A 25,196-nucleotide genomic window follows, 5' to 3' on the forward strand; every position below is an offset into this window, starting at 1 on the left:
AAAACTCTCATAATATGAAATTAAAATTATTCTCTATAATAGCCTTTGGTACTTTAATAAGTTTTACTGTAGCATGTAAGGATAAAGAGGTTGAAAAATCATTAACAAATTTGCCAACAGAAGTAGTTAATATTACAGCCCAAGAGCAAAAAGAAGAGTCTATGGCAAGTGTAGATGAGGCTGCTGTAGAGGGAGAAGAGGATTATGATGATCCAACGATATATCCAATATCATTTAAGTTTAAACATGATTTAATCATGACAGGCAATTTTCACGAAGGAGAAATTGTAGGTAATGTTGGAGGTAAATTATGGGTAGGTCTTGTAAAAGAAACGGATGGCTCTTATGGGGTTTATAAATTAAATCCTTCTGTTGAGTTAATCCACGATGTGGTACTAGATGAAGTAGGAGAAATGACAGGAAATAAAATAAGTGCTAAGAGTGTAGGTGAGATTATATTTATGACTAATGAAGGACTTATTACTAAAGGAACTGATCTAGCTCATGTAGTTTTGCCAAAGATCATTTATCCTGGAGAGAGTAAGGACTTTTCTTTTAATAGTAAAGAATATACTCTTTTTTCAAAAGGAGAAAAAGGAGCACCTTACACTTATACTACTAATGAAGGAGAAGAAGTAAAGGCTTATGAAATAAAAAAATATAGTTTGTTTTTAAAGATTAAAGGACAAGAAGATGTTATCACATTATTGGATTTAAGTCATTTAGAAGAAGCTACGCCAACTATTGATTTTGCGGGAGATTTAAATAATGATGGTATTCTTGACTTTTTAATCAATACTACTTATAATTATAATATGAGTCGATACACTTTATATTTATCTGACGGTAAACAAGGACAGATAAAGGTGTTGCCAGTAGCGGCATTGGTAAGTTTAGGTTGTTAATCATTAACTAGGATAATAAGAAAAGCCTATGAATGAAGTTCATAGGCTTTCTTGTTTTATAAATGATACTATTCGCTTCTTATGGTAATGGGATAAATTTCATAAAGAATAAATTGTAGTTTGTGGTGTTTTCTTTTTATTATTTTTTAATCAGTTACATGTTCTTGTCTTTCATAGCAGGCATATTGATTTCTTTGACACAAGATGCTTTTGATGTTGATAGAATAAAGCGAATAGCCTCTAAGACATCTTGTAGAGGAATAAGTTCACCATTTGATTGTTCTATAATAGATTCTACAGGTTCTTTGTAGTCATATTCAGTTGCCAAATACCCAAGATTGAGAATCGATACTCCAATCAAATGTTCTCTCAGATTTTCTCTTAAGGAATGTATAATACCCCTCAATGCAAATTTTGTAACTGAGAATGCAACCTCTTTTCCATTGTGATTATCTAATCCCCAAGTAGATCCTATCAAGATAACCTTAGCATTATCTGCTAATTTTAAGTTATTAATAAAAGCTTGAATCATTAAAATACAAGAAGAGATGTTGGTATTAATTATATTGATAATTTCCTCTTGAGAGTTGTCTTGAAAGTTATAGCTGTCAGAAAAAGCATTATGTTCCCATATTCCTACATTATAGATCAAATAATCTATTTTTTGTTGGCCTATTATCTCTTTTAAATCATTCGTAGCTTTGCTAGGATGAGATAAATCTGCCGCTATCCAATGTCTGTTTTGAGTGCGTTCATCTAAGTAGTCAGGCCTTGTACGTGAGATACCGTATACCTTATCTTTCTCAGCAGGAATATATTGTGTGATTGCTTTACCTAGGCCTTTGCTAACACCAAAGATTAAAAACGTTTTAGTATTCATAAAGTAATGTGATTTTGTGGTGAATAAGTGAAGGTACATACTTTTCCTTGATCTTATTTTAATAGGTAGCAATTTACAAAAAGAGGAGGTGAAATAAATAAGAAAGAAAGATTTTTAAGTGTTTTACATTTAATAGTAAGATTGTGATGTAAATTTTTATATTAACTAATTGTTTTTCAGTGTATTATTCTTGATGTTAAAATGATCTTTTTTTAGTTGGAATAGCAGAAGAACTTCTACTTTTGCACCACCTTAAAAATACGAAATAACAATGAAAAGAAAATCACTAATAGGAGTGATGGTTTTAGCAATTGGACTAGGGATGAACAGTTGTAAAAACAAAAAAGTAGAAGAAGTATCTACTGAGGGTGAGCGGAATATTGGTTACGTGAACTTAAAATCTGAAGAAGTTGTCATCAATAACTTAGGAATAGATGATGATGGTTTCGAACACTATAGCATAGTGTCTGGAATCGAAAATATCAAAGATTATCCAACAGACTTTACGTTTAAGAATTCGGTTCTTGCTCCTGGAGTGCTTTATGAAGAAGAAGTTAAAACAATAACTTCTAAAGAGTGGTTAGGTTTGATTTCGGATTCTACAAATACGTATAAGTTAGTGGCTCTAAAACCCCGAGTCTCTAAATTAATTATAGAAAATACTGATGAAGTAGAAGAGATGACTACAGTAGAAATTACTCCTGATAGTAAACAAAATTGTTTAGTTTTTATAGAAAAGCAAATAGTGCTAAAAGAAACTTCTGTAGCAGTAGCTAATGTACCTTCTTATATTTTTCCAGGAGAGAAAATTAGTTTTGATTTTAAGGGGAAGACTTATACACTTTATGCTACGGGTACTAGAAAGTTAAATGGTGTAAGTGAAGAGGATTTTCTTAATTCTAATCAGAATGGTTATGAAATGCCAAGGTATTTTGTGAAGAACTATACACTTCGTATGGAGGTGAAAGAAGGGGATAAAATAAGTGAAATGCTTTTATTATCTCAAAAGTACTTTGAAGAAGGACAAGTTCCTAAAGTTATTTTTGGAGGGGATATTAATAATGATGATGTCTTAGATATACTTATAAATACCTCTACAGAGTATAATGTATCAAGACCCACTTTATACTTGTCTGATGTACGTGGTAATCATGTTTCTATATTACCCGTGGCAGCAGATGAACGAATAGGGAGTTAATTATTATTTGTTTTATATAATAGAATAAATGTGTTCTAAAAGGAGTCTTCTTAATTTAAAGGTTGAGAAATCTTTTGATTAAAAGTGTTAACTAAGAGGGGTATATGGCTTTTTTTAGGATTATTATGAGAATATAATTCTCATATTTAATATTTTTCGTTAAGTTTGAAGAAAAATATTAAGATGAGAAAACTACTGCTTTTAGTCATTGTATTACAGTCTTTTTTTGCTTTTGGTCAAAAAATATCTAATAATTTAGTAGGGAAGTATAAAAACAAGTCTTTTTGGAGCTTTGTATATACTTCTTTAGAGTTTGATGGTAAAGGTACTGCTATTGTAGACGGAAAGGAATACTATGATTATTTCGAAAAGGATAATACAGTATATGTGTTAGCTGGAGGAGGAGGCCTTATATTTGAAAAAGTAAATGGCAACGAATTAAAAGGAATAAGTAAGAAAGTGAGAAAGTCCACTTTTATAGCACATGATGATGAGTTTAAATACGGACCAAAGACTCCTGGATCAGAAAAAAGGTTAGAATTGTTAGATAAGTTTTATAATTGGAACTATGTTGAGACAGACGCTTTATTTGAAAGAAAAGGAGAGGGAAACTTTATGGCTTCTATGAAAACTGTAAAACAAGGTAATCAGAAATTATGTGATGCTGGTCTAGATACAGCTTGTATACAGGTGTTTATTTATGGTTTAGGCGAAAAAGCAATAGGAGTAGTTTCTGTATTGTCTGATGATAGTGTGAAGAAAGTGGAGCATCCTAAAGCAGATCCTGAGTTAGAGAAGTTAGGGTATAAAATTATCGATATGGGAAATAATGAGGGATATGGTTTATTATATTCTTATTACACGATAATTGATCAAGAAAAGAAAGGAATAGAACTAAATGAAAAAGGACTTAAAAAAGGATGTAGATTATGTGCTTCTAATAAAGAAATTTATGAAAAAGAGTTATAATTAATCTATTTTAGGGGTTATAAAAAAGACTGCTTACATTTTTAAAAATGTAAGCAGTCTTTTTTTAAGAGAATATATAGTATAAATTACTTAAATTCTGCCAAAGAACTATCTAACCATAGTTCATACCAATCTAAAAAGGATAAAGGAGAGTCGTTCTCTAACTCAATACTTGGATATAGACCTCCATCATTAATACGATCATCTGTCCACATAATTCCTTTTTGCTGTCCTGTTACAACTAAGAATAAAGTGATCCCACATCCATAGTCACATAGGTTTAATCTTCCGTAATCATGTTCTTCCCCAGCGATGATGGTTAATCGTTCTTCATATAATTCTTCTTCTAAATCATGATCTTTTTTTTCGTTTGCAATTGTGATTTTATTATCTATTGCCTCTAATTCTTCTATTGGATTCCACAGTGCAGTATGTGGAAAATCTTTTTGTAAAGAAGTAGAAGTGCTCTTACCAGTAATCATCATTTCTTCCTCATTAATACAAGCCTCTGATAAAGGTTGTAGACCATAGAAGGGTCCTACACCACCATTAGCAACTTGTGTAATAAAAGCGACATAATCTAGAGGAAGAGTTACTTTGTGTTCTTTTTCAAATTGTGCTACTTCTTTAGATGTGAGTACAGGGGTAAGTGTATATTCGTGTGTATCAGCTCCAAAAATTTCTAAGTCTTGATCAAAATCAGTAAGTTGACTTATTTTTTTTTGAATGCGTTTGATTTGTTCTGTGTACATAAAATAATATTGAAGGAACAAAAGTAAGTAAATAAAATCTAGGGAAGCATAGAAGCCTCTATTTTCTATAATAGAATAATATGTTGTTTACTATTATTTAATCTTTTAGTAATCTAAAAAGTAGTGCCTTAGTATAAGTATAGTATTACTTTCGATCTAAAATTAAAATGTAATGACAACACACAAGGATTTAGATGTATGGCAGGTAAGCAGAGCTTTTGTATCTACTATTTACAGAGTTACACAAGACTTTCCTAAAGAAGAGATGTACGGACTTAGTAGTCAGATTAGGCAGAGTGCTGTTTTGATTCCTTCTAATATTGCAGAAGGTAGTGTAAGGAGAAAGAATAAGGAATATAGTAAATTCTTATATATTGCATTAGGTAGTTTAGCAGAGTTAGAAACACAATTGATTATAGCGCATGATCTAAAATACATAGCAAATATAGCAGAATATGATTCTACTATAACGGAGATTAGAGATATGTTGACTACCTTAATTAAGTCTTTAAAGAAGTAGAATATACGTAATCTATTTAAACAAATAATTTATATAATACTTTACCAAAAAAAGCAAAGCGTGATATAATATTTATATCACGCTTTATTTAGTTAGAATTTAATTGTTGCAGGAAGTAGCATACTACTCACTTCTCCAAAACCAATTCTTATTTCGTCATTTTGGCAATATCCCTTCATCGTTACAGTATCGTAATCGTGTAAGAATGTTCTAGTGCTTCCATCAGGCATAGTGATAGGTTTAGCACCTGCCCATGTAAGTTCTAACATAGAACCATAGCTATCAGGAGTAGGTCCAGATATCGTACCTGACCCCATAAGATCTCCTGAGTTTACCTTACACCCGTTTACAGTGTGATGAGCTAACTGTTGGCTCATAGTCCAATACATGTATTTAAAGTTAGACTTAGATACTAATTTTTCTTCACTATTTTCAGGTTTGATATACACTTCTAGATTGATGTCAAAGGCTTTATCACCCGTTTGTTGTAAATAAGGAAGTGGTGTGGGCTCTTGTTTTGGACTCGCTACTCTAAAGGGTTCTAGAGCATCTAAAGTAATGATCCATGGAGAAATAGAAGAGGCAAAGTTTTTGGCTAAGAATGGTCCTAGTGGCACGTATTCCCATGTTTGAATATCTCTAGCACTCCAGTCATTTAATAACACCATTCCGAAAATGTGTTCTTCTGCGTCATCTACTGGAACACTGTCTCCCATTAAGTTAGCATCTGTCGTGATAAAAGCAGTTTCTAATTCGAAATCGACACGTTGAGATGCGCCGAATATAGGTGTAGATGCTCCTTTAGGTAAAGTCTGTCCTACAGGGCGTTTAACATTTACTCCTGATGGAACAATAGTAGAACTTCTACCATGATACCCTACTGGGATGTGTAACCAGTTTGGCAATAATGCATTATCAGGGTCTCTAAACATAATGCCAACGTTAGTAGCGTGTTCTTTACTAGAGTAGAAATCAGTATAATCACCAATATACACAGGTAGTTGCATTTCTACTTCCTCGATTTTGAAGACAACGACATCCCTGTGTTTTGTATTTGTTTTTAACTCGTTATTGTTCTCGTCAAATATCTCTGCAATTCTGTTTCTCACAGCTCTCCATGTTTTCTTTCCATTAGAGATAAAATCATTAAGTGTATCTTGTAAGAAAACATCATCAGTTAACTCAATTCCTTTAAAATAACCTAGCATTTGTAAAGCACTTAGGTCAATGGCGTAATTTCCTATACGAGTTCCTATCGTAATAATATCATCTTTAGTAATAAAAACGCCAAAAGGAATATTTTGGATTGGAAAATCAGAATCTTTAGCAACTGGTAACCATGTTTTCCTCATCGGATCATTCGCACTTATTATCATAATTATTTATAGTTGTTTATTCCTTTTCTTAATTGATATTTCTAAAAAGAATAGAATACCAATTAAAAAAAGGAACTTAGTTAATAGTATATTCAAATATATAATTAAGACTGAAAATAACAAACGTTTTTTGTACATTTGAAATCAAATTAACGAAACACACAAACTAAATGAGAAGAGATTCTGAAATTTTCGACCTGATTGTAGAAGAGCAGGACAGACAAATTCATGGTATTGAATTAATTGCTTCTGAGAACTTCGTAAGTGAAGAAACTATGGAGGCAGCAGGTTCTTGTTTGACTAACAAATATGCTGAAGGATATCCTAATAAGCGTTACTACGGAGGATGCGAAGTAGTAGACGTAGTAGAACAAATAGCTATTGATCGTGCTAAGACTTTATTTGGCGCAGAGTATGTAAACGTACAACCTCATTCTGGATCACAAGCTAATACAGCTGTATTCTTTGCATGTCTTAAACCTGGAGACAAAATCTTAGGTTTTGACTTATCTCATGGAGGACATTTAACACATGGTTCACCAGTTAACTTCTCAGGAAAGTTATACAATCCTGTGTTCTACGGTGTAGATCAAGAAACAGGATTATTAAATTATGATAAAATACAGGAGGTAGCTACTAAAGAACAACCTAAATTAATCATTGCTGGAGCATCTGCTTATTCTCGCGATATGGATTTCAAACGTTTCAGAGAGATTGCAGATAGCGTTGGGGCTATTTTAATGGCTGATATTTCACACCCTGCAGGTTTAATTGCAAAAGGATTAATGAATGATCCTGTTCCTCATTGTCATATTATCACTACGACTACTCATAAGACTTTAAGAGGACCACGTGGAGGTATGATTATGATGGGAAAAGACTTCCCTAACCCATTCGGATTAACTACTCCTAAAGGAGAAGTACGTATGATGTCTGCTTTATTAGACAGTGCTGTATTCCCAGGAAACCAAGGAGGTCCTTTAATGCATATTATCGCAGCTAAAGCTGTAGCATTCGGTGAAGCATTAACAGATGAATACTTCCAATACATGATGCAAGTTCAGAAAAATGCTAAAGCAATGGCTGCTGCATTTGTAAAGAGAGGATATAATATTATCTCTGGGGGAACTGATAACCACATGATGCTTATCGACCTTAGAAATAAAAATATCTCTGGTAAAGAAGCTGAACAAGCATTAGTGAAAGCTGAAATCACAGTGAATAAAAATATGGTGCCTTTTGATGACAAATCTCCATTTGTAACTTCAGGTATTCGTATTGGTACTCCTGCGATTACGACAAGAGGTTTGGTAGAAGCTGATATGGAAACTATCGTTGAACTTATTGACAAAGTATTGATGAATCATACTGACGAAGTTGTTTTAGAACAAGTAGCTGACGAAGTAAATGATATGATGGAAGAAAGACCAATGTTTGTTTGGTAATCCATTAAAATATAGATATCATCAGAAGGGACTCATAATTGAGTCCCTTCTTTTATTTTATCTCATGCAATGTAACTATCTAGACAGATCATTTTCAATATTGAACTTACACAGTGCGATTTGTTTTTTCATTGCTTTCAATTCTTTCATCTTCTCATCTATTTGTTGTAATTTTAGGTTGAGCACTTGTAGCTTTGCTTTTTTGGTAAGCTCTCTTACATACCAAGCATCTATTACTTCTTTAATTTCTGATAGAGTAAAGCCTACAGCTTTAGCCATCTGAATAAACTGAAGCTTTTGTACTATTTCTTCACCATAGTAAGCATAGTTATTTGTTGTAACCGTTTGCTTTACAGTACTGGTAAATAATCCTTTTTTTTCATAGAATCGAATCGTGGGAATGGGAATACCTGTTTCTTTAGAAAGTTGACTGATTAGCATCATAGTGTTAAAGTATATTTAAAAAGCAAAGTATGAACTATACTTCACGGTTGTATAGTGTAAAAATAGTATTTAGTTTTACATGTATCAAGTAAGTAACAGGTGTTTTTTAAATGAAAGTACAATGAAAATAGAATCGTTAAATCAAGAGCTACTAAGTTTATTACCAGGATTTAGTAGTCGTTATTTTGAAGTAAATGGGACAAGTATACACTGCGTAATAGGAGGACAAGGTGAGCCATTGGTATTAGTGCCTGGATATCCTGAAACTTGGTGGGCTTATCACAAAATAATGCCCGCTTTAGCTGAGAAATACTGTGTCATTGTTGTTGAGATGAGAGGTATGGGAATGTCAGCCAAACCTCAGTCAGGCTATGACAAAAAGAACATGGCTAAGGATATTTATGAGCTGGTTAAGCAATTGGGTTTTAATAGAATTTATATTGGAGGTCATGATATAGGAGCTCATGTTGCTTTCAGTTTTGCTTGTAATTATGCTGATATGACTCAAAAGTTGATTATGTTAGATACTCCACATCCTGATGAAGGAATGTATCATTTGCCTATGCTACCCATAGTAGGAGGTAATTATACTTATCCGTGGTGGTTAGCTTTTAATCAAGTAAAAGAATTGCCAGAGCAGCTATTAGAAGGGCGTATGGATCTTGTGATCAATTGGCTATTTGATCACTTAGTGATTCAGCAAGAGAGTATCACAGCCTTTGATAAGCAGGTTTATGCCACAGCTTATAATAGCAAAGAAGTCATTCGAGCTTCTAATGCTTGGTATCAAGCCTTTCCAAAAGATATAGAAGATAGTAAAAGCTATAATAAATTAGCTCTACCTGTATTGGGAATAGGTGGAAGCGGTTATGAAATATTGAAAATGTCTTTACCTCTTAGTACTACTGATCTAACATTAGTAAAACTCAAAGAATGTGGACACTTCTTATTATCAGAAAAGCCAGAAGAAGTGATCGATGAAATAATAAAATTCTTAGCATAGTGATTGTAGTTTTTGTTTGTTTTATGAATGAATTTGTAGTGAATAAACGGATTTTATGGATTTAATTCCAATAGAAGGATTAATGTGTTTATCTAGAAATTCAAGTGCATAGTTGAAGTAAGAGCATTGTTTTATTATTGATTATAGTGATATTATTAAAACTGAGTATAACTGTTTGTTAACAGGGTTGTTTTTTGTTTTAATTAATATTTTTTAACTTTAATTAACTATTTTTGTTTAAAAATAAAAGTTATGCTTAAATCTAATATATTGGTTGGTATGCTGTTTATATTTGTGATGTCCTCTTGCTCATCCGTAATAAAAAGTTCTAAAATAACAGCTTTACAACAGAATTACTGCGCTCCTAATATTGTTTATTTGGATAATACAACTGAAGAAGAGAGGCTTTTTAAAGATGAGTTAGTCGCTCAGAAATTGTCTGAACACGATTATACATTAGCATCCCATTTAGGGTTGGTACCAGTATTGGCTAAATACTTGCATAGTGAGGATACTTTAGAAAAAATGCAAGCAACACAACAGATGATCGCTATCACTCAACTTTTTCAAACAGAATTAGATGCTTTAGCAGCGGAACTTGATTGTAATGGGGAGCGGTATGATCAATTGGCAAGGGTATTAGATGCTAAAAACGGAACTACCAATACTCAACTTACAGTTGCATCTATCGCGATCGGCGCGGCAGTTACATTATCTACAGCTTTGATAACAAATGACAACACAAATAAAGGATTGAATATCGCAGGTGGTGTTGTAGGTACGGGATTAGGTTTCATGTTGTTGAATCCCAAAGGCAAGAAAGTGGAATTAGTGAATTATCGCAGTCTAATCGGAAACGTCTGGAAAGAGAGTAATGTTGACAATGCTTTTCCAGCCACTGTCTGGAGAGTACTGAATGACAAGTCGTTTAGCAATGAAGGAAAACTATCCTTAATACAAACACTTAAGAATAGATGGTTATTATTTGCTTTTGATGAAGAAGTCAGTAAAAAAGAAGAGGAACTTTATTTTGGTCATGGTGGATTTTTTAAATCTGATGACATTCATCTAATGTCTGATATGAATAATGAACTGCAAGCCAGTGTAAGAACCTTACAACAGGATTTGCATAGCTTGTTGTTTGCTATAAACTCTTGGAAATAGAAGATAGTATAAAATTAATTAAGCTGTTTTTTGTTAAAAAGTAAGTATCTTGTAGTCGATTTAATAAAAAAAGAGATGAAAAAAATACTATTATTTGTAGGTTGTATGGTAGCTACAATGCAACTACAGGCACAAGAATCTGTTGTCTTACAACTTGATGTGAAGGCAAATACAAATTATAAGATAACTTCTGAGGATAAAGACAGCACAATCACTAACCTCTTAGGTGATAAAGATATGGTGGAATTGTTGAAGAAAGAAGGAGCAGAGTTTCCTACTTATGAGACAACAGAGAACAATACTACTTATAATCTGCAATGGACAAAGGCAAAGAAGAATAAATTAGACTTTGTATTAGACTTAGACAATATTGTAACACGTGAATTTAAAGCTAATTCATTAGTTAGGACAGATGTAGAAAAAGATATTAAGGGATTCACATCAGGTACCTTAGATGTCAATAAAGGATTGAAACTAACAAAAGAACTCAATGAAAAATACGCAAGTTTAGAGGAAGATCTAACAACCTTATTAGATGACTTGTTTAACAGTAGTGGTTTTCCTGAAACTCCAATTAAAGTGAATGATACTTTCGATTCGGAAGCTCAAAAGAAAGTCAAACTTTCTGCTGAAAACGAAGTTTTATTAACTGTAAAAGAAAGTGTAAAGTTAACTAAAATAGAGAATAACAAAGCTTACCTATTAATTGAGTCTTTAATTACTTCAGAAAGCACCTCAGAGAAATTTGCAGAGATGAAAGGAAAAGAGAGCAAAGTGGTGGTGTACGATATGAAGGATAAATACTTTGAATCAATTAATGGAGAGGTGTCCATGACTGTCAATATTGCAACTGATGGTGATTTAACAATAAATATGACCAATAATAAAACGCAAAATGTAAAGATAAGTAAGATTTAAACAGTCTTATAGAGATAAAGAGCGTTACTAAACCTATGGGTTAGTAACGCTCTTTTCGTTTATAATAGCATAGAACACATGATCCAGATATTCATTGTCCTTTAGTGTATGTGCCTTTAATACTCCTTCTTTTTGCATTCCTATTTTTTGCATAATCTTTCCTGATGCCTCATTATGTGAGAAGTGAGAGGCAAATATTCGCTTTAAATGCAGTGTTTCAAAACCAAATTGAAGTAACGCTTTTGCAGCTTCTGTAATATATCCTTTATTCCAATATTGCTCGTCTAACCAATAGCCCATTTCAGCTTTGTTATTGACTGTATCTATTCCTAATCCGATACCTCCGATAATACAGGGGTTATCTCTAAAGCGGATAGCAAAGATGTATTTATCTCCTTCTTTTAGCCCTTCTAAAGCTAAGTTCACCCAAAAAGAAGCATTTGCTTCAGTATAAGGAAAAGGGATATTAGTTGTGTTTTGACTATACACAGGGTTTCTCATAATTTCTATAAGACTAGAGACATCGCCTAAGTGAGGTTGATTTAAAATCAAGCGATCTGTTTTTAGTGTAAGTGTTTTCATGGTTGATATTTTTATAAAAATAATAAATTCCTCCATGTATTCAGTGACTTTATTATTTGAAATTAATGGTATTTTAGCCCAAAATAAAAAGAAACATGCTACAGTTTGATTTTACATCAAGAGGGTTTGAGATAAATGGTAATCTATACAGTTTTCCTATAGCAAAAGAAGCTTTGTACGCACTATTTGGAGTGCCTGAGGTATTCACAGGCGAGTATAACGATGTTTATATTTGGCATACATTGGGATTAAGGGCTTTTTCAAAAGATAGAATAAGTATTAATACCATAGAAGTAAATTATAAAGTAAAAGATTATACATCGGCTGTGATATCAGTATTTATAGGTCAATTAAACCTGAATGGAGAATCAGATGCAATGAAGTATTATAACGAGCATAAGCCTGAGCGTATCAAACTTTGGGATACAGATGATACAGGTGCATTCAGGTTTAATGATGTAACGGTGTGGTATAATATCAGACAAGGAGAACTGTATTCACTATCTTTACAAGCCTATGAAGAGATACAGGAAGAAGAAGTAGCATTACTTCCTATAGATGAAAATTTCGAGTATTTAGAGGCGGTATGGTATGAATGGAAAAAAGCAATAGAGAATAGGGTTGGTGCAGATAATAAATACTATAACCCAACTCACGGTATTACTCAAGAGCAGTTAGACACTGTCGTAGAACAATTAGACGAAGTAGAGTTACCAGCTATTTTAGTCAACTTCTATAAAATAGGGAATGTCAAGTGGAATGCTGTTACTTCAGCTTTAAGTTTGCATGCCAACGGATGGGATTATGATCTACTGCCTTTTGAGAAGATAGCAGATGAATGGGAGGGTATCAATGAACTGTTTGATGATGAGGAGGTAGATGAAGATACAGTAGCTGATTATGATACTCGACTTAAGTGTACAGGATATGCTAATCCGAAGTGGATTCCCTTTGCAGAAGGAAAGAATGGAGATTATTTACTGATAGATACTGATCCAAGTGATACAGGGACGTATGGACAAATTGTAGAATTACAAAATGAGTCTTGGAGTAGAACAGTAATTGCCTTTTGCCTAGAGGAACTGATCTATAGAGAGATAGAATCTTTAGAAGGAGAAATAACAGAACATCAACAATTTATAATAGATAACGGAACATTCTAATGAAGTATATATGTGCAGATTGTGGGCAAGAACACGAGGATTGGCCTGCCTTGGTGTTTCAAGCACCGGACCCTTATTTAGCCTTATCTCCCGAAGAGAAAGAACAGGCTGAATTGACTAAAGAAATATGTTGTATAGATGATGAAAAAGGAACACATTGGTATTTGAGAGGTGTGTTGACACAATATGTGTACGATGCTTGTCAATACTTGGATTATGGTGTATGGGTAAGTTTAAGTGAAGAGAGTATGAAAGACTACTATGAACACTATGAAGACAAGGAGTATAAGACAACTTATTTCGGTTGGTTAGTGACTAACTTACCTAATTATCCACCCAATACGTCATTTGCTTTGCCAACGAATGTTGAGGTAGATAATAGCAAGGGAATACCTACTATATTGCCTCATCAAAAGGGAGATTCTATCTTTATAAAGGACTTTTATGATGGAATTTCGACAGAGGAAGCTTTGCGAAGAATAGAAGCCTTATTAAAATAGAGATCGGTTTTAAGTACGCCATAATTCAATATTCGTTTTGCTGTATGATGCGAGCAGATTGCTTGAGGTATCTTTGCACTATTCTTCGATAAAAAGGTGCCCTGGGCTAGGAAAGTCCTAAGAAACTGCAAGTAATGTGCGTCAAAGTGCAAGGAAAACAATGATTAGACTTTGTTCAAGGAGTATAAAGCACCTATCAATAAAACTAACTAGAATAAATAGGATAGAGATAGAAAAGAATGAGTAGTAAAGGACAACAATTAGCCATAGATTTTAAATTGACAGAGTGGAAAACTCCTGATGTTTATAATCAATTAAGAGGATTAATGAAGGACGAAGCAGAAATATATGCTTTCTGCTTAGAATTTCTGACGAATAATGAGAAGGATTCAACGCTTTTTCACAGTGCATTAAGTTATGTAAATGAGAAAGACTTTGGTCAATTAGTAAAAATAGCAATTGATAGTTTAAAAGAAAAAGAAAGTGCTGTAGCAGAGAGTGTGGTTGAGTATGCGAGTATTCAGTTACCTCATATACTGCATTCACATATAGACGATTTAATCTTGCTCAATCCCAATGGGGATAGCTATTACGCAGATTACTATTGGCGCAATTTGCCAGGAGAACTAATAGCTCCTTATTTAGAGCGTTTTCTAAGCACAAATACTGATTTAGAAACCAAGATACACTTGTTTAATGGATTGGTAGAGACAAGGAATATCGCTACTATAGAAAGCCTTATTCCACATGCGTTAGAATTAGAATTGAGCACTTATGTGAGCTCATCAGATTATATCGATGGTTATTTAGAAGGGGTGGGATTGTGTAGAGAACATGGAAAGGTAAAAAGGTACTGTTCAGATCAAACGTATCATATTCTGTTTGAACCGAAGTATTTAAACAAGCCAAGTGCAGTACATTTAAACCGTACAGATCATCCTACGTGGAATGGAACACCATTATCTACAACTTATAAAATGGGAGGATATCTTACTGAGGATGATAATAATCCCTTTATGCATATGATTACACTTAATCCTATACCAGTGGGATTACCAATTAGCTTACCTCAATTGGTTTTAGGCTGTCACTTACGGGAGCTAAATGAAAATGGTGTGGTGTTTTATCAGCACGATGAGCAGGGAATCCCTCATAAAATTGGAGATTTGATGAAGATCGAGTGGGTAGAGGAGAAAGCGATGGTACCAACAGAAGTACAGATAGCACCTGCTGATGCACGTTGGGTATTTCAATCTTGGGCAAGTGCGAATAGCCGAGAGAACTTATTTAGAATAGGCGGAGAGCCTTCTTGGGTGCAGAGCGGAGAAGTGCTAACATGTCCAATTAGTGGAGAGAAGATGAACTTCATTATGCAGTTAGATTCTGAGATTCCCGATGTAGAAGGCGGAGAGGTGTATTATGGCAGTGGAGGATTGTGTTATATTTTCTGGTGTGATAAGACCAGAGTAAGTGGATATACTATACAGCATACATAAGATAAAATAGTAGAGCTTATATGCACTGCTATTTTATTATTCAATTGACGATGTTTTTAGGGCAGTAGGAGGTATGCCAAACAATTTTTTAAAGGCAAAAGAAAAGTGTGACAGAGTTTCGAAACCAACTTCGAGGTAGACTTCATTCGCTTTCATTCGCTTCGTTTCCAATAGGAAGTATGCTTCTTCTAATCGTTTTTGTTGTAACCATCTACTCGGCGAGGTATGAAATGTTTTTTCAAAATCTCGTTTAAAGGTAGCAAGACTTCTCCCAGTTAGAAAAGCAAATTGAGTAAGAGGTACATTGAAGCGGAAGTTTTGATTCATAAATGCTTCTAAGTTAATCTTTCCAGGACTGTCAAATTGGAATAAGGCATCCTGATAAGTGGTATTATTAAGAAGAATCAAATGTATGATTTCTTCTTTTTTTAATGTACTCAATGCCTCTGAAATAGGGTATTCAAACCATGATTCTAAGGTGTAGAAATAATCTTGTAACAACTTCGTATTACTAAGTTTATACAGGGATTCTTTTGCAACTGTAGAGGAAGTGATCTTGTTCTTAGTAGCAAACTCTTTGAGTATATCATCCTCTAATATTATAGAAATAGCTTCAAAGGGTTGTGTAGCAGAAGCATATTTGACAAAACGGATAAGTGTGTTTTTCTTAAAGAGTACAATATCACCTTTCACATAGCGGTATTTGGTCACACCGTCGTATGCCTCTAATTCACCAGAAAGAAGAATACATATCCCTGTGACTTTCATAAACTGTTCTCCAGACTTGTTGTTTTTGGTATAGCAAGTTTTTTGGATACCGAATAAATTATCTTGCTGCTTCATGCTCATCTATTTTCCACCAGTAGGTTGGGTTTTTATTTATACTTTTTAAGTTTACGACTTCCCCTATTAAAGGAGTAGTTACAGCTTGATTTTGTTTAACAGCTTCTGCAGATACGCGATCTAAAGGTTCGTTCCAAGCGTGATTAGTTAATACGAATTTAGAGGAATGAACTGGAAATAAAACATTTGCTTGTAAATCTTTTGTAGCCTTTACTACTTCCTCAGGCATCATGTGAATGTATTTCCACCCAGAGTCATACTGTCCATTTTCTAAAATAGCTAAGTCAAAAGGGCCTAACTTTTCGCCAATTTCTTTGAAATGGGTATCATAGCCACTATCTCCGCCAAGGTACAGATTGTGCTGAGGTGTTCTCAAGGCAAAAGATGCCCAAAGAGTGTTGGCTGTCCCGATACTTCTACCTGAGAAATGGCGAGCAGGAGTTACCGTTACCGTAAATCCTTCCTCAAGAACCAATTCATCCCACCAGTCTGCCTCTATAATTTGAGCAGGGGTATATCCCCAGTATTCTAAATGTGCACCACCCCCTAAGCCCGTAATAACTTTTCCAACCTTGTTTTGCAGGGCTTTTATTGTCTTGTAATCTAAATGGTCATAGTGGTCATGAGAGATAAAGAGGTAGTCGATGTTAGGTAGTTGTTCTGCAGTGACAATATCTGTACCTTCGAATGATTGGGTACCTCCTGGTAAAGGAGATGCACTACCACTCAATACAGGGTCTACCAAGATGTTTTTGCCATCGATACGCATTAGGTAAGAAGAATGCCCTAACCAAATTAGAGTATTTTCCTGTTGATTTACTTGATCCCAATCGATTGGTATAGTAGGGATACGATGCTGAGGTTTGATATTCTTACTCTTTTTAAAGAAGAACTCATATAGGGCAATACCAATGTTTTTTGTGACTTGAGGTGTATCATGCGTATTGTTAAATGCGCCATTCTTGTATTGTGGAGAGTTTTTGATGATTTCTAATCTTGTGCCTGATGGGCGTTTTCCGAATTGAGGGTGTAACATAAATAAAGAGATTAATGCAGTAAGGCATAGCAGTGTAATTGATACTCTTTTTAGTATTCTAAGAAATTTGGAACTGATTTTAGTAGCCTTCATTTGTCATTGTTTATAAGGCAAAAATATAGTGTAATAGTGTATGGAACTTTCTTGAGAAGCTCAGAATTACTTTCGTGTAGAGTTCATTTTTTTAGTAAAAGAAGGTTGTAAAAAAAACTCAATATCATAATCGGTATTTGATATTGACGTTTCAGTGGTTGTTTTATCTGTTTTGATTCATTATTGTTGTTGATGTTGTTTAATAATATATATTTTTGTCTATATATTTAAAAATAGATGACATTATTATTAGTTTACTTGTTTCTAGCCTTGACGATATCATTTATCTGTTCGATAGCAGAGGCAACATTACTTTCTTTATCAACTTCCTTTCTAAAGTCAAAGGAAGAATCAGGTGACAAAAAAGCAACCAAAATGCTTGGTTTAAAAGTAGATGTAGATAGACCGCTATCTGCTATCTTATCTCTAAATACAGTAGCGCATACAGTAGGAGCTGCAGGAGTAGGGGCTCAGGCTACAGCTGTTTTCGGAGAAGCTTATTTCGGTGTAGTATCAGCTGTATTGACGTTGTTAATTCTCGTATTAACAGAGATTATCCCTAAAACATTAGGTGCTAATTATGCTAAGGATATCTATGGAGTAATGACTACTGTTATATCGTTTATGGTACTTATCAGTTATCCTTTAGTAGTGATGTCTTCTTTCTTAACTAAGCGATTGAGCAAAAAAGGGGGGGAATCATCTACCAGTAGAGAAGAGATCGCTACATTAGCTAGTATCGGTGAGCAAGAAGGAGTGTTAGGAGTGAAGGAGAACAAGATCATCCAGAACGTATTCAAGTTAAATGCTGTGCGCATAGACGAGATCCATACACCGCGTATTATGATGGTGAGTGCTGATGAGGAGATGACTTTAAGAGAGTTTCTGAAGAATAAGGAGTTTTTACATTTCTCACGTATTCCTGTATATAGTGATTTAAAGGATAATATTACTGGATATGTATTGAGAGAAGTAGCTTTTGAGTATTTAGCAGAAGATAGATTTGATATTCAATTAAAGGAGATAAAGAGAGATATTTTATTTGTGTCTGAAAAACTGAATGTGATTACGACTTGGAATAAGATGAAGGAGAAACATGAGCATATTGCTATTGTGGTGAATGAGTATGGTGAAGTAGATGGTTTAGTCACTATGGAAGATATTATCGAGACTCTACTTGGTTTTGAGATTATTGATGAGAAAGATAAGATTGTTGACTTAAGACAATATGCTGAAGAAAGATGGCAAAATAGGCAAAAAAAATATGCTTACTTGACAGATGATACAATAGAATAATAGGAAACTTACAGATAAAAGGAGGTATAAAAACACCTGTTTTTACAACAAAAAAGAGGAACTCTATTGCTTTTTAGCAATGGAGTTTCTTTGTTTAGGGCTGTTTTTGTAACTTTTTTAATAGTAGTGTATCCCTTTGTTTTATTGGGATTAACGTGTTATTGGAGAAACAAATTGTTAAAAATGTTTGAATTGTTTTAACAATTTATTTGTGAGTTTAAAAAAGTATTTGGTAACTTAGCCCTATCAATGAAAGCGAATTTTAGAACATATAACCCTGTTTTAAACACTACTAAAATTAGTAGTGAGGCTTCGCATATTTCTACAACTGCTACATCTACTGTAGTTACTATTTCGATGACATCTTCGTCATCATCATCTATTTCGACCCTGTAAAGGGGGCATTAATTACATATAACCATAGTCTGTGGTCGTTTATAGTATAACGACTGTATTATTTATTTTGTAAAGTCAAGTATATCAATTGATTGCTGATTTTAGAGAAACCAAATCAATGAAATTTTTATGAAAGTAATAAAGTTTGGCGGGTCATCTGTGGCTAATGCCGAGAATATCAAGAGATGTATAGATATCATCAACAATATAGAAGAACCTGTTATCGTAGTAGTATCTGCCTTAAGTGGAGTAACAGATTTACTACAGTTAGCGGCTGTTAATGCCGCAGCGCATAAGGAGGAATATGTAGAGCAGTTTAAGGATATTAGTCATCGTCATTTAGAAGTTGTTAGGGCATTAATTCCTGTGAATGAGCAAGCGGGAATTCTGAGTAGTGTCATTAGAGAACTAAATGAATTAGAAGTATTACTACATGGATGTTTCTTGCTAAGGGAGTTATCTCCTCGTATAAAGGATTTAATTATGTCTTATGGTGAGCGTCTTTCTTCTTATGTTATCGCTGAGGTAATGAAGGCTCAGGGGGAAGATTGTCGTCAAGGCTACAGTGGTGCTTTTATTAAAACAAATGACAAGTTTGGAAAGGCGACAGTGAATTTTGAGATGACAGACGCATTGATTGTAGAATATTTTGAGAAGCATAAATGTGCTGTGACTATTGTTCCAGGCTTTATAGCAGAGTCTGAGCAACAACAGGTAACTACATTAGGGCGTGGAGGTTCTGATTATACTGCCGCTATTATAGCAGCAGCTTTGAACCTTAAAGAGCTTGAAATATGGACTGATGTAAGTGGTATTTATACAGCTAACCCAAGAGTGGTTAAGCAGGCTAAAATTATTAAACACATCAATTTTCAAGAGGCGATGGAACTTTCGCACTTTGGAGCAAAAGTGTTATACCCATCTGCGTTAGCACCTATCCTTCCTAAGGGTATTTCGTTAGTCGTAAAAAATACTTTCGAACCTGAAGCAGAGGGTAGTTTAGTGAGTATAGAAGGGAGTAAAGATCCTAACCCGGTAAGAGGGATTACGAATATTGACAACTTAGCTTTATTGACACTTGAAGGACCTGGGATGGTCGGGGTAGCAGGTATTTCTAAACGCCTTTTTGAAGTATTGTCTTTGGAAGAAATCAACGTAATCTTTATTACACAGGCTTCTTCAGAGCATTCAATCTGTTTTGCGATAATTGCTCCTGATGCAGATAAAGCAGAACGCGTGATTAATACAGCTTTTGAGTTTGAGATTCAGAATAAGAAAGTAAAACCAGTTCGCGTAGAGTTAGGAATGTCTATTATCGCTGCTGTGGGAGATTATATCAAGGGACATCAAGGGGTCAGTGGTAGAATGTTTAGCGCATTAGGCCGTAATAATATCAATATATGCGCTATTGCTCAGGGAGCCTCAGAACGTAATATTTCAGCTGTAATCTTAGAGAAAGATGTCAAGAAAGCATTGAATGTTTTGCACGAGGCTTTCTTTGAAGAAGTAGTGGTTCAGCTGAATCTATTTGTGATGGGAATAGGTAATGTAGGAGGTAAATTCTTAGAACAAATCGTACAACAACATAACTATTTGCGCGATCACCTGAAGATAAATATTAGAGTAGTGGGAATTGCTAATTCAAAATTGATGTGCTTTAACGTAGAGGGCTTTGATTTGGCTGAGGTAAAAGATTTGTCTAACTGTGGAGAGTTAATGACACAAGCAGGCTTTTTGGCAAAAATAAAAGAACTGAATTTGCGCAATAGTATTTTCGTAGACAATACAGCAACTCCTGATGTAGCTATGACGTATGGGGCTTATCTGAAGAACAGTATCGCTGTGGTGACATGTAATAAGATAGCTTGTTCTTCTACAATGGATTATTACAAGGAGTTAAAAGGTCTATCTAAGAAATACAATGCTCCATTCTTGTATGAAACGAATGTAGGAGCAGGATTGCCGATTATAGATACAATTAAAAACCTAGTGGCATCTGGAGATCAAGTAAAAGAAATTCAAGCTGTATTGAGTGGTAGTTTAAACTTCATCTTTAATCAATACAATGGTTCTAAACCTTTTGCAGATGTTGTAGCTTTAGCTAAAACGGAGGGATATACAGAACCACATCCATTAATTGATTTAAGTGGAGTAGATGTGAAGAGAAAATTGATGATCTTGATGAGAGAGAGCAATTATTGGGTAGAAGAAGAGGATATCTCAGTAGCCAATTTCTTACCTGCGTCTTGTATGGGGGCAAAAGATGCTGATACTTTTATAGCTGCTTTAGCGAAAGAAGAGACTCACTTTAAAGCGATGTATGAAGGTGCAAAAGCAAAAGGGGCTTGTCTAAAAGTAGTAGCTACACTTAAAGATGGTAAGGCTGTGGTAGGACTGCAAGAGATAAAGTCTGATCACCCGTTCTATCACTTAGAGGGTAAAGATAATATCGTGATGTTCTATACAGACCGTTATAAAGAACAACCACTCTTAATAAAAGGAGCAGGTGCTGGAGCAGAAGTTACAGCATCAGGGATATTCGCTGATGTAATAAGAATAGGAAGTAAATTGTTATAAGATGAAAGAAATAAAGATATTTTGTCCTGCTACTATCGCTAATCTATCATGTGGATTCGATGTATTAGGAGTGTGTTTAGATAATGTAGGTGATGAAATGATTATCACTAAGACAGCAGAAAAAGGAGTACGTATAAAAGAGGTTATTGGAGCTGATTTACCACTTGAGGTAGAGAAGAATGTAGCAGGTGTTGCCGCTTTAGCTTTAATAGAAAAGCTACAACCTAACTTTGGTTTTGAGATTGTTATTCATAAGAATATTAAGGCAGGAAGTGGTATTGGAAGCAGTGCTGCAAGTAGTGCAGGTGTAGTTTATGGCATCAATGCATTATGCGGCTATCCATTATCTAATAAAGAATTGATTTATTATGCTATGCAAGGAGAAGCTTTAGCGAGTGGTGCACCTCATGCAGATAATGTAGCACCTGCTTTATTAGGTGGTTTTGCCTTTATACATAGTTATGAACCGCTTAATATAGTTCATATAGATTCTCCAAAAGAACTATATGCTACTGTTATTCATCCTCAGATAGAGTTGAAAACAAAGGATGCACGTTCAGTATTAAAACAGTCAGTGACATTAAAGCAAGCAATTACGCAATGTGGTAACCTTGGAGGATTGATTTGTGGACTTTATACTTCTGATTACGAGCTGATCGGTAATTCACTACACGATGAGTTTGTCGAGCCTAAACGTTCATTGTTGATACCTAATTATGCACAATTAAAACAAGCTGCTTGTGACAATGGAGCATTAGGAGGTGGTATTTCAGGAGCAGGCCCATCTGTATTCGCATTAAGCAAAGGAAAGGCAAACGCAGAGCATGTTGCAGAAGCGATGCGTCAAATAGTTAAAGATGCAGGATATGAATTTGATATTCACGTATCGCCTATTAATCCAATTGGTATAAAAGTATTGTAATGAAATATTATAGTTTAAATAATCCTCAACTGGTTACTTCTTTTAAAGAAGCGGCGATACAAGGTATTGCAGAGGACAAAGGATTGTATTTTCCTATTGAAATTCCCAGATTAGACAAAGCATTTTTTGACAATATACATCAACTAAGTAAAGACGAAATAGCATATCAAGTTATTTCTCCCTTTGTGGGCAATGAGATAGCCGAAGAGGAGTTAAGAGAAATTGTTAGAGAGACTTTGGCATTTGACTTTCCTGTAGAACCCTTAGATAAAGACGTATATACCTTAGAATTATTTCACGGACCTACATTGGCTTTTAAAGATGTAGGTGCAGGATTTATGTCAAGGTGTCTGAGAAGTTTCGTCAGAGGTAAAAAAGAGAAGGTAACGATCTTAGTAGCTACTTCTGGTGATACAGGAGGAGCTGTAGCGTACGGATTTTACGATGTAGAAGGTATTGAAGTAGTTATCTTATATCCAAAAGGTAAAGTTAGTAGCATCCAAGAGAAACAATTGACAACCTTAGGTAAAAATATTAAGGCAATAGAAGTAGAAGGTAGTTTTGACGATTGCCAAGCGATGGTGAAACGAGCATTTTTAGATAAAGAACTTCAAGAGTGTCATTTGACTTCTGCTAACTCTATCAATGTTGCTCGTTGGTTGCCACAGATGTTTTACTATTTCTTGATGTATAAAGAATTACAACACCTAAATAAGCCATTAGTGGTATCTGTGCCAAGTGGTAATTTTGGAAATATTTGTGCAGGGATATTGGCTCAAAAAATGGGACTGCCTATCAGTCATTTTATCGCAGCTACCAATGCGAATGATACAATACCGAGATTCTTTTCTTCTAAAGCTTATGCGCCAAAGCAAACAATAGAGACAATCTCTAATGCGATGGATGTAAGTGATCCAAGTAATTTTGTACGTATATTAGAATTGTTCGCTAAGAATGCAGAAGAATTAGGTAAAGACTTATCATCTTATTCATTTACTGATGAAGCTACATTAGGCATAATAGAAGAACAATACCTTAAGAATGGGTATTTATTAGATCCACATGGAGCTGTAGGATACTTGGGAATTAAGAAGTATACAGAAGAGACAAATAGTGATTTTACAGGAGTATTCTTAGGAACAGCACATCCTGTTAAGTTTCCGGAATGTATTGAGAAATTGCTACAAATTGAGATTCCTATTCCGGAAGGATTAAAAGATATTATGCAAGGAGAGAAGAGAAGTACAGTGATAAATGATTATGAAGAATTAAAGAGAGTACTTTTAAAATAGTAGAAAGGATTGTTCTGATTGTGAATAGAACAATCCTTTTTCTTTATTTCTATTTATCTTTGTACTTCTAAACGCACAATAAAAAATGATTAAAATAGTACCCCTAAAAGAAGGAGATTTTTATGAAGATGAGGTAAAGAACTTTTTGCCAATAGGAGATAAGGTATTAACCACAGAAATACAATTGGCTGTTCAGCCGTTCTTGATTAGAACAGATAACCATAATACGTTACTTGACGTAGGTTTAGGTTATCAGGAGAATGGTGAGTATGTCATCGATAAGCTGTTAGCAAAAGAAGGATTAACTCCTTTAGATATTGATAGGGTATTGATGTCTCACTTGCACAAAGACCATATTAATGGCTTAGTAACAGAGACAGATAGCGGATATACAGGACGTTTTCCCAATGCGGATATTTATATTCAACGCAGAGAGGTTGCTTTTGCTGAGCTTTCTATGGATGATATATCTTTTGACTATGACATCCTTGAAGAGGCTTTAGCTTTACCTAATATTATATGGATGAATGATGATCAGGGTAGTATAGATGAACAAATCTCTTATGAGGTAGTGGGAGGTCATACGCCGTATATGCAGGTATTCTGGATAAAAGAGGAAGAGCAAACCATATTTTATGGTGCGGATAATTTGCCTAAGTATAATTACTTAGAGTTTAATATGGCTTTTAAAAGTGATTACGATGGGAAATTGGCAATGAAATGGCGTACGGAGTGGAAGATACAAGCAGAGGCAGAACATTGGACTGTGTTGTTCTATCACGATATGGAACGAGCGGTGTATAGTTGTGAGTAAACTAAAAAAAGATACCTTAATTAGTTGTATATTAGATACTCTCAATCTTTAATATGAGTATCTATGAGTAAAAGAGATTTGTTTATAGCATTAGTGAAGTTATTAGGGTTTTACTTATTTCTTACCTATTTTTTGTCTTTATTAAGTAGTGTATACTATATCGTTACGATAGATGAAAATACCTTTGGTCATTCATTATCAGATATAGGTCAACATATCTTTTTGTTGGTAGTATTTACGCTGTTAATGTTATATGGAGATAAGATAGTTAGTCTTTTCTGTTTGAGTAAAGGTTATGAGACTGATAATATTGCCATAGGTAGTGTAACTGCTGTAGATATTGTTAGGGTAGGGATATTTATTATTGGAGGAATACTCATTGTGAGTAATTTGCCTTATATGATCTCGTGGATTATACAACGATTTACAGTAGCGATAAGAGATGAAAATATGCCTCTTTATGATGAGTATGGTGCGTTTAGTGCTTTTGGTAATTTAGTTTTGGGATTCTTACTTTTGACTAATTTTAGTAGAATTGCTAAGTGGTTTGTCAAGTGGAACAAAGAGGAATAAATTATAATAAAAACCTTCTGATCTAAAATAAGATTAGAA

25 protein-coding genes are annotated in these 25,196 nt (G+C 34.3%); 18 read left to right on the forward strand and 7 right to left on the reverse strand.

Features of this window, described 5'->3' with window-relative positions; all coding sequences use genetic code 11:
* Window positions 1-14 precede the first annotated feature (14 nt).
* Window positions 15-905 (forward strand): hypothetical protein, encoded by an 891-nt coding sequence (locus tag AABL85_RS02370; protein WP_341309029.1) that lies wholly within the window; start codon window positions 15-17, stop codon window positions 903-905.
* Window positions 906-1,059: 154 nt separating this feature from the next.
* Here the strand turns inward: AABL85_RS02370 and AABL85_RS02375 are convergent, their stop codons facing one another.
* The gene (locus AABL85_RS02375) at window positions 1,060-1,785 is read right to left on the reverse strand and encodes an SDR family oxidoreductase (protein WP_341309030.1); all 726 of its coding nucleotides are present in this window, start codon (window positions 1,783-1,785) and stop codon (window positions 1,060-1,062) included.
* Window positions 1,786-2,056: 271 nt separating this feature from the next.
* Here AABL85_RS02375 and AABL85_RS02380 point away from each other — a divergent pair, with 271 nt between their 5' ends.
* Window positions 2,057-2,983: a hypothetical protein gene (locus AABL85_RS02380; protein WP_341309031.1), complete on the forward strand. Its 927-nt coding sequence runs from the start codon at window positions 2,057-2,059 to the stop codon at window positions 2,981-2,983.
* A 183-nt stretch (window positions 2,984-3,166) separates the two neighbouring features.
* Window positions 3,167-3,952, forward strand: a complete 786-nt coding sequence (locus AABL85_RS02385; RefSeq protein ID WP_341309032.1) for a hypothetical protein — start codon at window positions 3,167-3,169, stop codon at window positions 3,950-3,952.
* An 86-nt stretch (window positions 3,953-4,038) separates the two neighbouring features.
* On the opposite strand, the gene AABL85_RS02390 is transcribed toward AABL85_RS02385, so the two are convergent.
* On the reverse strand, window positions 4,039-4,704 hold the full coding sequence (locus AABL85_RS02390; protein WP_341309033.1) for an SMI1/KNR4 family protein: 666 nt from the start codon (window positions 4,702-4,704) through the stop codon (window positions 4,039-4,041).
* 172 nt (window positions 4,705-4,876) lie between these two features.
* On the opposite strand from AABL85_RS02390, the gene AABL85_RS02395 reads away from it, so the two are divergent.
* The gene (locus AABL85_RS02395) at window positions 4,877-5,224 is read left to right on the forward strand and encodes a four helix bundle protein (protein WP_341309034.1); all 348 of its coding nucleotides are present in this window, start codon (window positions 4,877-4,879) and stop codon (window positions 5,222-5,224) included.
* A gap of 92 nt (window positions 5,225-5,316) precedes the next feature.
* On the opposite strand, the gene fahA is transcribed toward AABL85_RS02395, so the two are convergent.
* A complete protein-coding gene (gene fahA / locus AABL85_RS02400; protein ID WP_341309035.1) occupies window positions 5,317-6,600 on the reverse strand; it encodes a fumarylacetoacetase in 1,284 nt (427 codons plus the stop codon).
* 170 nt (window positions 6,601-6,770) lie between these two features.
* Between fahA and glyA the strand changes: the two genes are divergently transcribed.
* A complete protein-coding gene (glyA, locus tag AABL85_RS02405) occupies window positions 6,771-8,045 on the forward strand; it encodes a serine hydroxymethyltransferase (protein WP_341309036.1) in 1,275 nt (424 codons plus the stop codon).
* Window positions 8,046-8,120: 75 nt separating this feature from the next.
* Here glyA and AABL85_RS02410 read toward each other — a convergent pair whose 3' ends face one another.
* A complete protein-coding gene (locus AABL85_RS02410; protein WP_341309037.1) occupies window positions 8,121-8,489 on the reverse strand; it encodes a MerR family transcriptional regulator in 369 nt (122 codons plus the stop codon).
* A 121-nt stretch (window positions 8,490-8,610) separates the two neighbouring features.
* On the opposite strand from AABL85_RS02410, the gene AABL85_RS02415 reads away from it, so the two are divergent.
* The 3 genes from AABL85_RS02415 (at window position 8,611) to AABL85_RS02425 (ending at window position 11,574) form a co-directional block, all read left to right on the forward strand.
* The gene (locus AABL85_RS02415) at window positions 8,611-9,492 is read left to right on the forward strand and encodes an alpha/beta hydrolase (protein ID WP_341309038.1); all 882 of its coding nucleotides are present in this window, start codon (window positions 8,611-8,613) and stop codon (window positions 9,490-9,492) included.
* 252 nt (window positions 9,493-9,744) lie between these two features.
* A complete protein-coding gene (locus AABL85_RS02420) occupies window positions 9,745-10,656 on the forward strand; it encodes a hypothetical protein (RefSeq protein ID WP_341309039.1) in 912 nt (303 codons plus the stop codon).
* A gap of 75 nt (window positions 10,657-10,731) precedes the next feature.
* Complete coding sequence (locus tag AABL85_RS02425; RefSeq protein WP_341309040.1) at window positions 10,732-11,574, forward strand: hypothetical protein; 843 nt, start codon at window positions 10,732-10,734, stop codon at window positions 11,572-11,574.
* Window positions 11,575-11,607: 33 nt separating this feature from the next.
* Here the strand turns inward: AABL85_RS02425 and AABL85_RS02430 are convergent, their stop codons facing one another.
* Window positions 11,608-12,192 carry a GNAT family N-acetyltransferase gene (locus AABL85_RS02430; protein ID WP_425355289.1) on the reverse strand — a complete coding sequence of 195 codons (585 nt, stop codon included), beginning with the start codon at window positions 12,190-12,192 and terminating at the stop codon, window positions 11,608-11,610.
* 59 nt (window positions 12,193-12,251) lie between these two features.
* Between AABL85_RS02430 and AABL85_RS02435 the strand changes: the two genes are divergently transcribed.
* The 3 genes from AABL85_RS02435 to AABL85_RS02445 all read left to right on the forward strand — a co-directional run bounded on the left by AABL85_RS02435 (window position 12,252) and on the right by AABL85_RS02445 (window position 15,315).
* Window positions 12,252-13,319 carry an SMI1/KNR4 family protein gene (locus AABL85_RS02435; RefSeq protein WP_341309042.1) on the forward strand — a complete coding sequence of 356 codons (1,068 nt, stop codon included), beginning with the start codon at window positions 12,252-12,254 and terminating at the stop codon, window positions 13,317-13,319.
* The gene (locus tag AABL85_RS02440; RefSeq protein WP_341309043.1) at window positions 13,319-13,819 is read left to right on the forward strand and encodes a DUF2199 domain-containing protein; all 501 of its coding nucleotides are present in this window, start codon (window positions 13,319-13,321) and stop codon (window positions 13,817-13,819) included. The genes AABL85_RS02435 and AABL85_RS02440 overlap by 1 nt, the downstream gene beginning before the upstream one ends.
* A 239-nt stretch (window positions 13,820-14,058) precedes the next feature.
* Window positions 14,059-15,315: a hypothetical protein gene (locus tag AABL85_RS02445; RefSeq protein ID WP_341309044.1), complete on the forward strand. Its 1,257-nt coding sequence runs from the start codon at window positions 14,059-14,061 to the stop codon at window positions 15,313-15,315.
* A gap of 36 nt (window positions 15,316-15,351) precedes the next feature.
* Here AABL85_RS02445 and AABL85_RS02450 read toward each other — a convergent pair whose 3' ends face one another.
* Both AABL85_RS02450 and AABL85_RS02455 read right to left on the reverse strand, forming a co-directional pair.
* Window positions 15,352-16,158, reverse strand: coding sequence for an AraC family transcriptional regulator (locus tag AABL85_RS02450; RefSeq protein WP_341309045.1), 807 nt, complete (start codon window positions 16,156-16,158; stop codon window positions 15,352-15,354).
* Window positions 16,142-17,194: an MBL fold metallo-hydrolase gene (locus AABL85_RS02455; protein WP_341309046.1), complete on the reverse strand. Its 1,053-nt coding sequence runs from the start codon at window positions 17,192-17,194 to the stop codon at window positions 16,142-16,144. The genes AABL85_RS02450 and AABL85_RS02455 overlap by 17 nt, the downstream gene beginning before the upstream one ends.
* A 330-nt stretch (window positions 17,195-17,524) precedes the next feature.
* On the opposite strand from AABL85_RS02455, the gene AABL85_RS02460 reads away from it, so the two are divergent.
* The 7 genes from AABL85_RS02460 (at window position 17,525) to AABL85_RS02490 (ending at window position 25,157) form a co-directional block, all read left to right on the forward strand.
* Entirely contained in the window at window positions 17,525-18,583 is a 1,059-nt protein-coding gene (locus tag AABL85_RS02460) for a CNNM domain-containing protein (protein WP_341309047.1), read from the forward strand.
* Between the two features lie 249 nt (window positions 18,584-18,832).
* Window positions 18,833-18,979 (forward strand): hypothetical protein, encoded by a 147-nt coding sequence (locus tag AABL85_RS02465; protein ID WP_341309048.1) that lies wholly within the window; start codon window positions 18,833-18,835, stop codon window positions 18,977-18,979.
* Window positions 18,980-19,108: 129 nt separating this feature from the next.
* On the forward strand, window positions 19,109-21,556 hold the full coding sequence (gene thrA / locus AABL85_RS02470) for a bifunctional aspartate kinase/homoserine dehydrogenase I (protein WP_341309049.1): 2,448 nt from the start codon (window positions 19,109-19,111) through the stop codon (window positions 21,554-21,556).
* Between the two features lies 1 nt (window position 21,557).
* The gene (locus AABL85_RS02475; RefSeq protein ID WP_341309050.1) at window positions 21,558-22,478 is read left to right on the forward strand and encodes a homoserine kinase; all 921 of its coding nucleotides are present in this window, start codon (window positions 21,558-21,560) and stop codon (window positions 22,476-22,478) included.
* The gene (thrC, locus tag AABL85_RS02480) at window positions 22,478-23,770 is read left to right on the forward strand and encodes a threonine synthase (protein ID WP_341309051.1); all 1,293 of its coding nucleotides are present in this window, start codon (window positions 22,478-22,480) and stop codon (window positions 23,768-23,770) included. The genes AABL85_RS02475 and thrC overlap by 1 nt, the downstream gene beginning before the upstream one ends.
* Window positions 23,771-23,855: 85 nt before the next feature.
* The gene (locus AABL85_RS02485) at window positions 23,856-24,584 is read left to right on the forward strand and encodes an MBL fold metallo-hydrolase (protein WP_341309052.1); all 729 of its coding nucleotides are present in this window, start codon (window positions 23,856-23,858) and stop codon (window positions 24,582-24,584) included.
* Between the two features lie 63 nt (window positions 24,585-24,647).
* Window positions 24,648-25,157, forward strand: a complete 510-nt coding sequence (locus tag AABL85_RS02490; RefSeq protein WP_341309053.1) for a hypothetical protein — start codon at window positions 24,648-24,650, stop codon at window positions 25,155-25,157.
* Window positions 25,158-25,196 lie beyond the last annotated feature (39 nt).

It is taken from the genome of Myroides odoratimimus, assembly GCF_038039805.1.
GTDB classification, from domain to species: domain Bacteria; phylum Bacteroidota; class Bacteroidia; order Flavobacteriales; family Flavobacteriaceae; genus Flavobacterium; species Flavobacterium odoratimimum_B.

What these genes read in the sequence shown, in the direction of transcription:
- AABL85_RS02460 (WP_341309047.1), top strand. Translation starts at nt 17,525, where the DNA reads ATGACATTATTATTAGTTTACTTGTTTCTAGCCTTGACGATATCATTT.
- AABL85_RS02385 (WP_341309032.1), top strand. Translation starts at nt 3,167, where the DNA reads ATGAGAAAACTACTGCTTTTAGTCATTGTATTACAGTCTTTTTTTGCT.
- thrC (WP_341309051.1), top strand. Translation starts at nt 22,478, where the DNA reads ATGAAATATTATAGTTTAAATAATCCTCAACTGGTTACTTCTTTTAAA.
- AABL85_RS02430 (WP_425355289.1), bottom strand. Translation starts at nt 12,192, where the DNA reads ATGGAGGAATTTATTATTTTTATAAAAATATCAACCATGAAAACACTT.
- glyA (WP_341309036.1), top strand. Translation starts at nt 6,771, where the DNA reads ATGAGAAGAGATTCTGAAATTTTCGACCTGATTGTAGAAGAGCAGGAC.
- AABL85_RS02415 (WP_341309038.1), top strand. Translation starts at nt 8,611, where the DNA reads ATGAAAATAGAATCGTTAAATCAAGAGCTACTAAGTTTATTACCAGGA.
- AABL85_RS02425 (WP_341309040.1), top strand. Translation starts at nt 10,732, where the DNA reads ATGAAAAAAATACTATTATTTGTAGGTTGTATGGTAGCTACAATGCAA.
- AABL85_RS02410 (WP_341309037.1), bottom strand. Translation starts at nt 8,489, where the DNA reads ATGATGCTAATCAGTCAACTTTCTAAAGAAACAGGTATTCCCATTCCC.
- AABL85_RS02485 (WP_341309052.1), top strand. Translation starts at nt 23,856, where the DNA reads ATGATTAAAATAGTACCCCTAAAAGAAGGAGATTTTTATGAAGATGAG.
- AABL85_RS02380 (WP_341309031.1), top strand. Translation starts at nt 2,057, where the DNA reads ATGAAAAGAAAATCACTAATAGGAGTGATGGTTTTAGCAATTGGACTA.
- AABL85_RS02395 (WP_341309034.1), top strand. Translation starts at nt 4,877, where the DNA reads ATGACAACACACAAGGATTTAGATGTATGGCAGGTAAGCAGAGCTTTT.
- AABL85_RS02420 (WP_341309039.1), top strand. Translation starts at nt 9,745, where the DNA reads ATGCTTAAATCTAATATATTGGTTGGTATGCTGTTTATATTTGTGATG.
- AABL85_RS02455 (WP_341309046.1), bottom strand. Translation starts at nt 17,194, where the DNA reads ATGTTACACCCTCAATTCGGAAAACGCCCATCAGGCACAAGATTAGAA.
- thrA (WP_341309049.1), top strand. Translation starts at nt 19,109, where the DNA reads ATGAAAGTAATAAAGTTTGGCGGGTCATCTGTGGCTAATGCCGAGAAT.
- AABL85_RS02475 (WP_341309050.1), top strand. Translation starts at nt 21,558, where the DNA reads ATGAAAGAAATAAAGATATTTTGTCCTGCTACTATCGCTAATCTATCA.
- AABL85_RS02465 (WP_341309048.1), top strand. Translation starts at nt 18,833, where the DNA reads ATGAAAGCGAATTTTAGAACATATAACCCTGTTTTAAACACTACTAAA.
- AABL85_RS02490 (WP_341309053.1), top strand. Translation starts at nt 24,648, where the DNA reads ATGAGTAAAAGAGATTTGTTTATAGCATTAGTGAAGTTATTAGGGTTT.
- AABL85_RS02370 (WP_341309029.1), top strand. Translation starts at nt 15, where the DNA reads ATGAAATTAAAATTATTCTCTATAATAGCCTTTGGTACTTTAATAAGT.
- AABL85_RS02435 (WP_341309042.1), top strand. Translation starts at nt 12,252, where the DNA reads ATGCTACAGTTTGATTTTACATCAAGAGGGTTTGAGATAAATGGTAAT.
- AABL85_RS02440 (WP_341309043.1), top strand. Translation starts at nt 13,319, where the DNA reads ATGAAGTATATATGTGCAGATTGTGGGCAAGAACACGAGGATTGGCCT.
- AABL85_RS02390 (WP_341309033.1), bottom strand. Translation starts at nt 4,704, where the DNA reads ATGTACACAGAACAAATCAAACGCATTCAAAAAAAAATAAGTCAACTT.
- AABL85_RS02445 (WP_341309044.1), top strand. Translation starts at nt 14,059, where the DNA reads ATGAGTAGTAAAGGACAACAATTAGCCATAGATTTTAAATTGACAGAG.
- fahA (WP_341309035.1), bottom strand. Translation starts at nt 6,600, where the DNA reads ATGATAATAAGTGCGAATGATCCGATGAGGAAAACATGGTTACCAGTT.
- AABL85_RS02450 (WP_341309045.1), bottom strand. Translation starts at nt 16,158, where the DNA reads ATGAAGCAGCAAGATAATTTATTCGGTATCCAAAAAACTTGCTATACC.
- AABL85_RS02375 (WP_341309030.1), bottom strand. Translation starts at nt 1,785, where the DNA reads ATGAATACTAAAACGTTTTTAATCTTTGGTGTTAGCAAAGGCCTAGGT.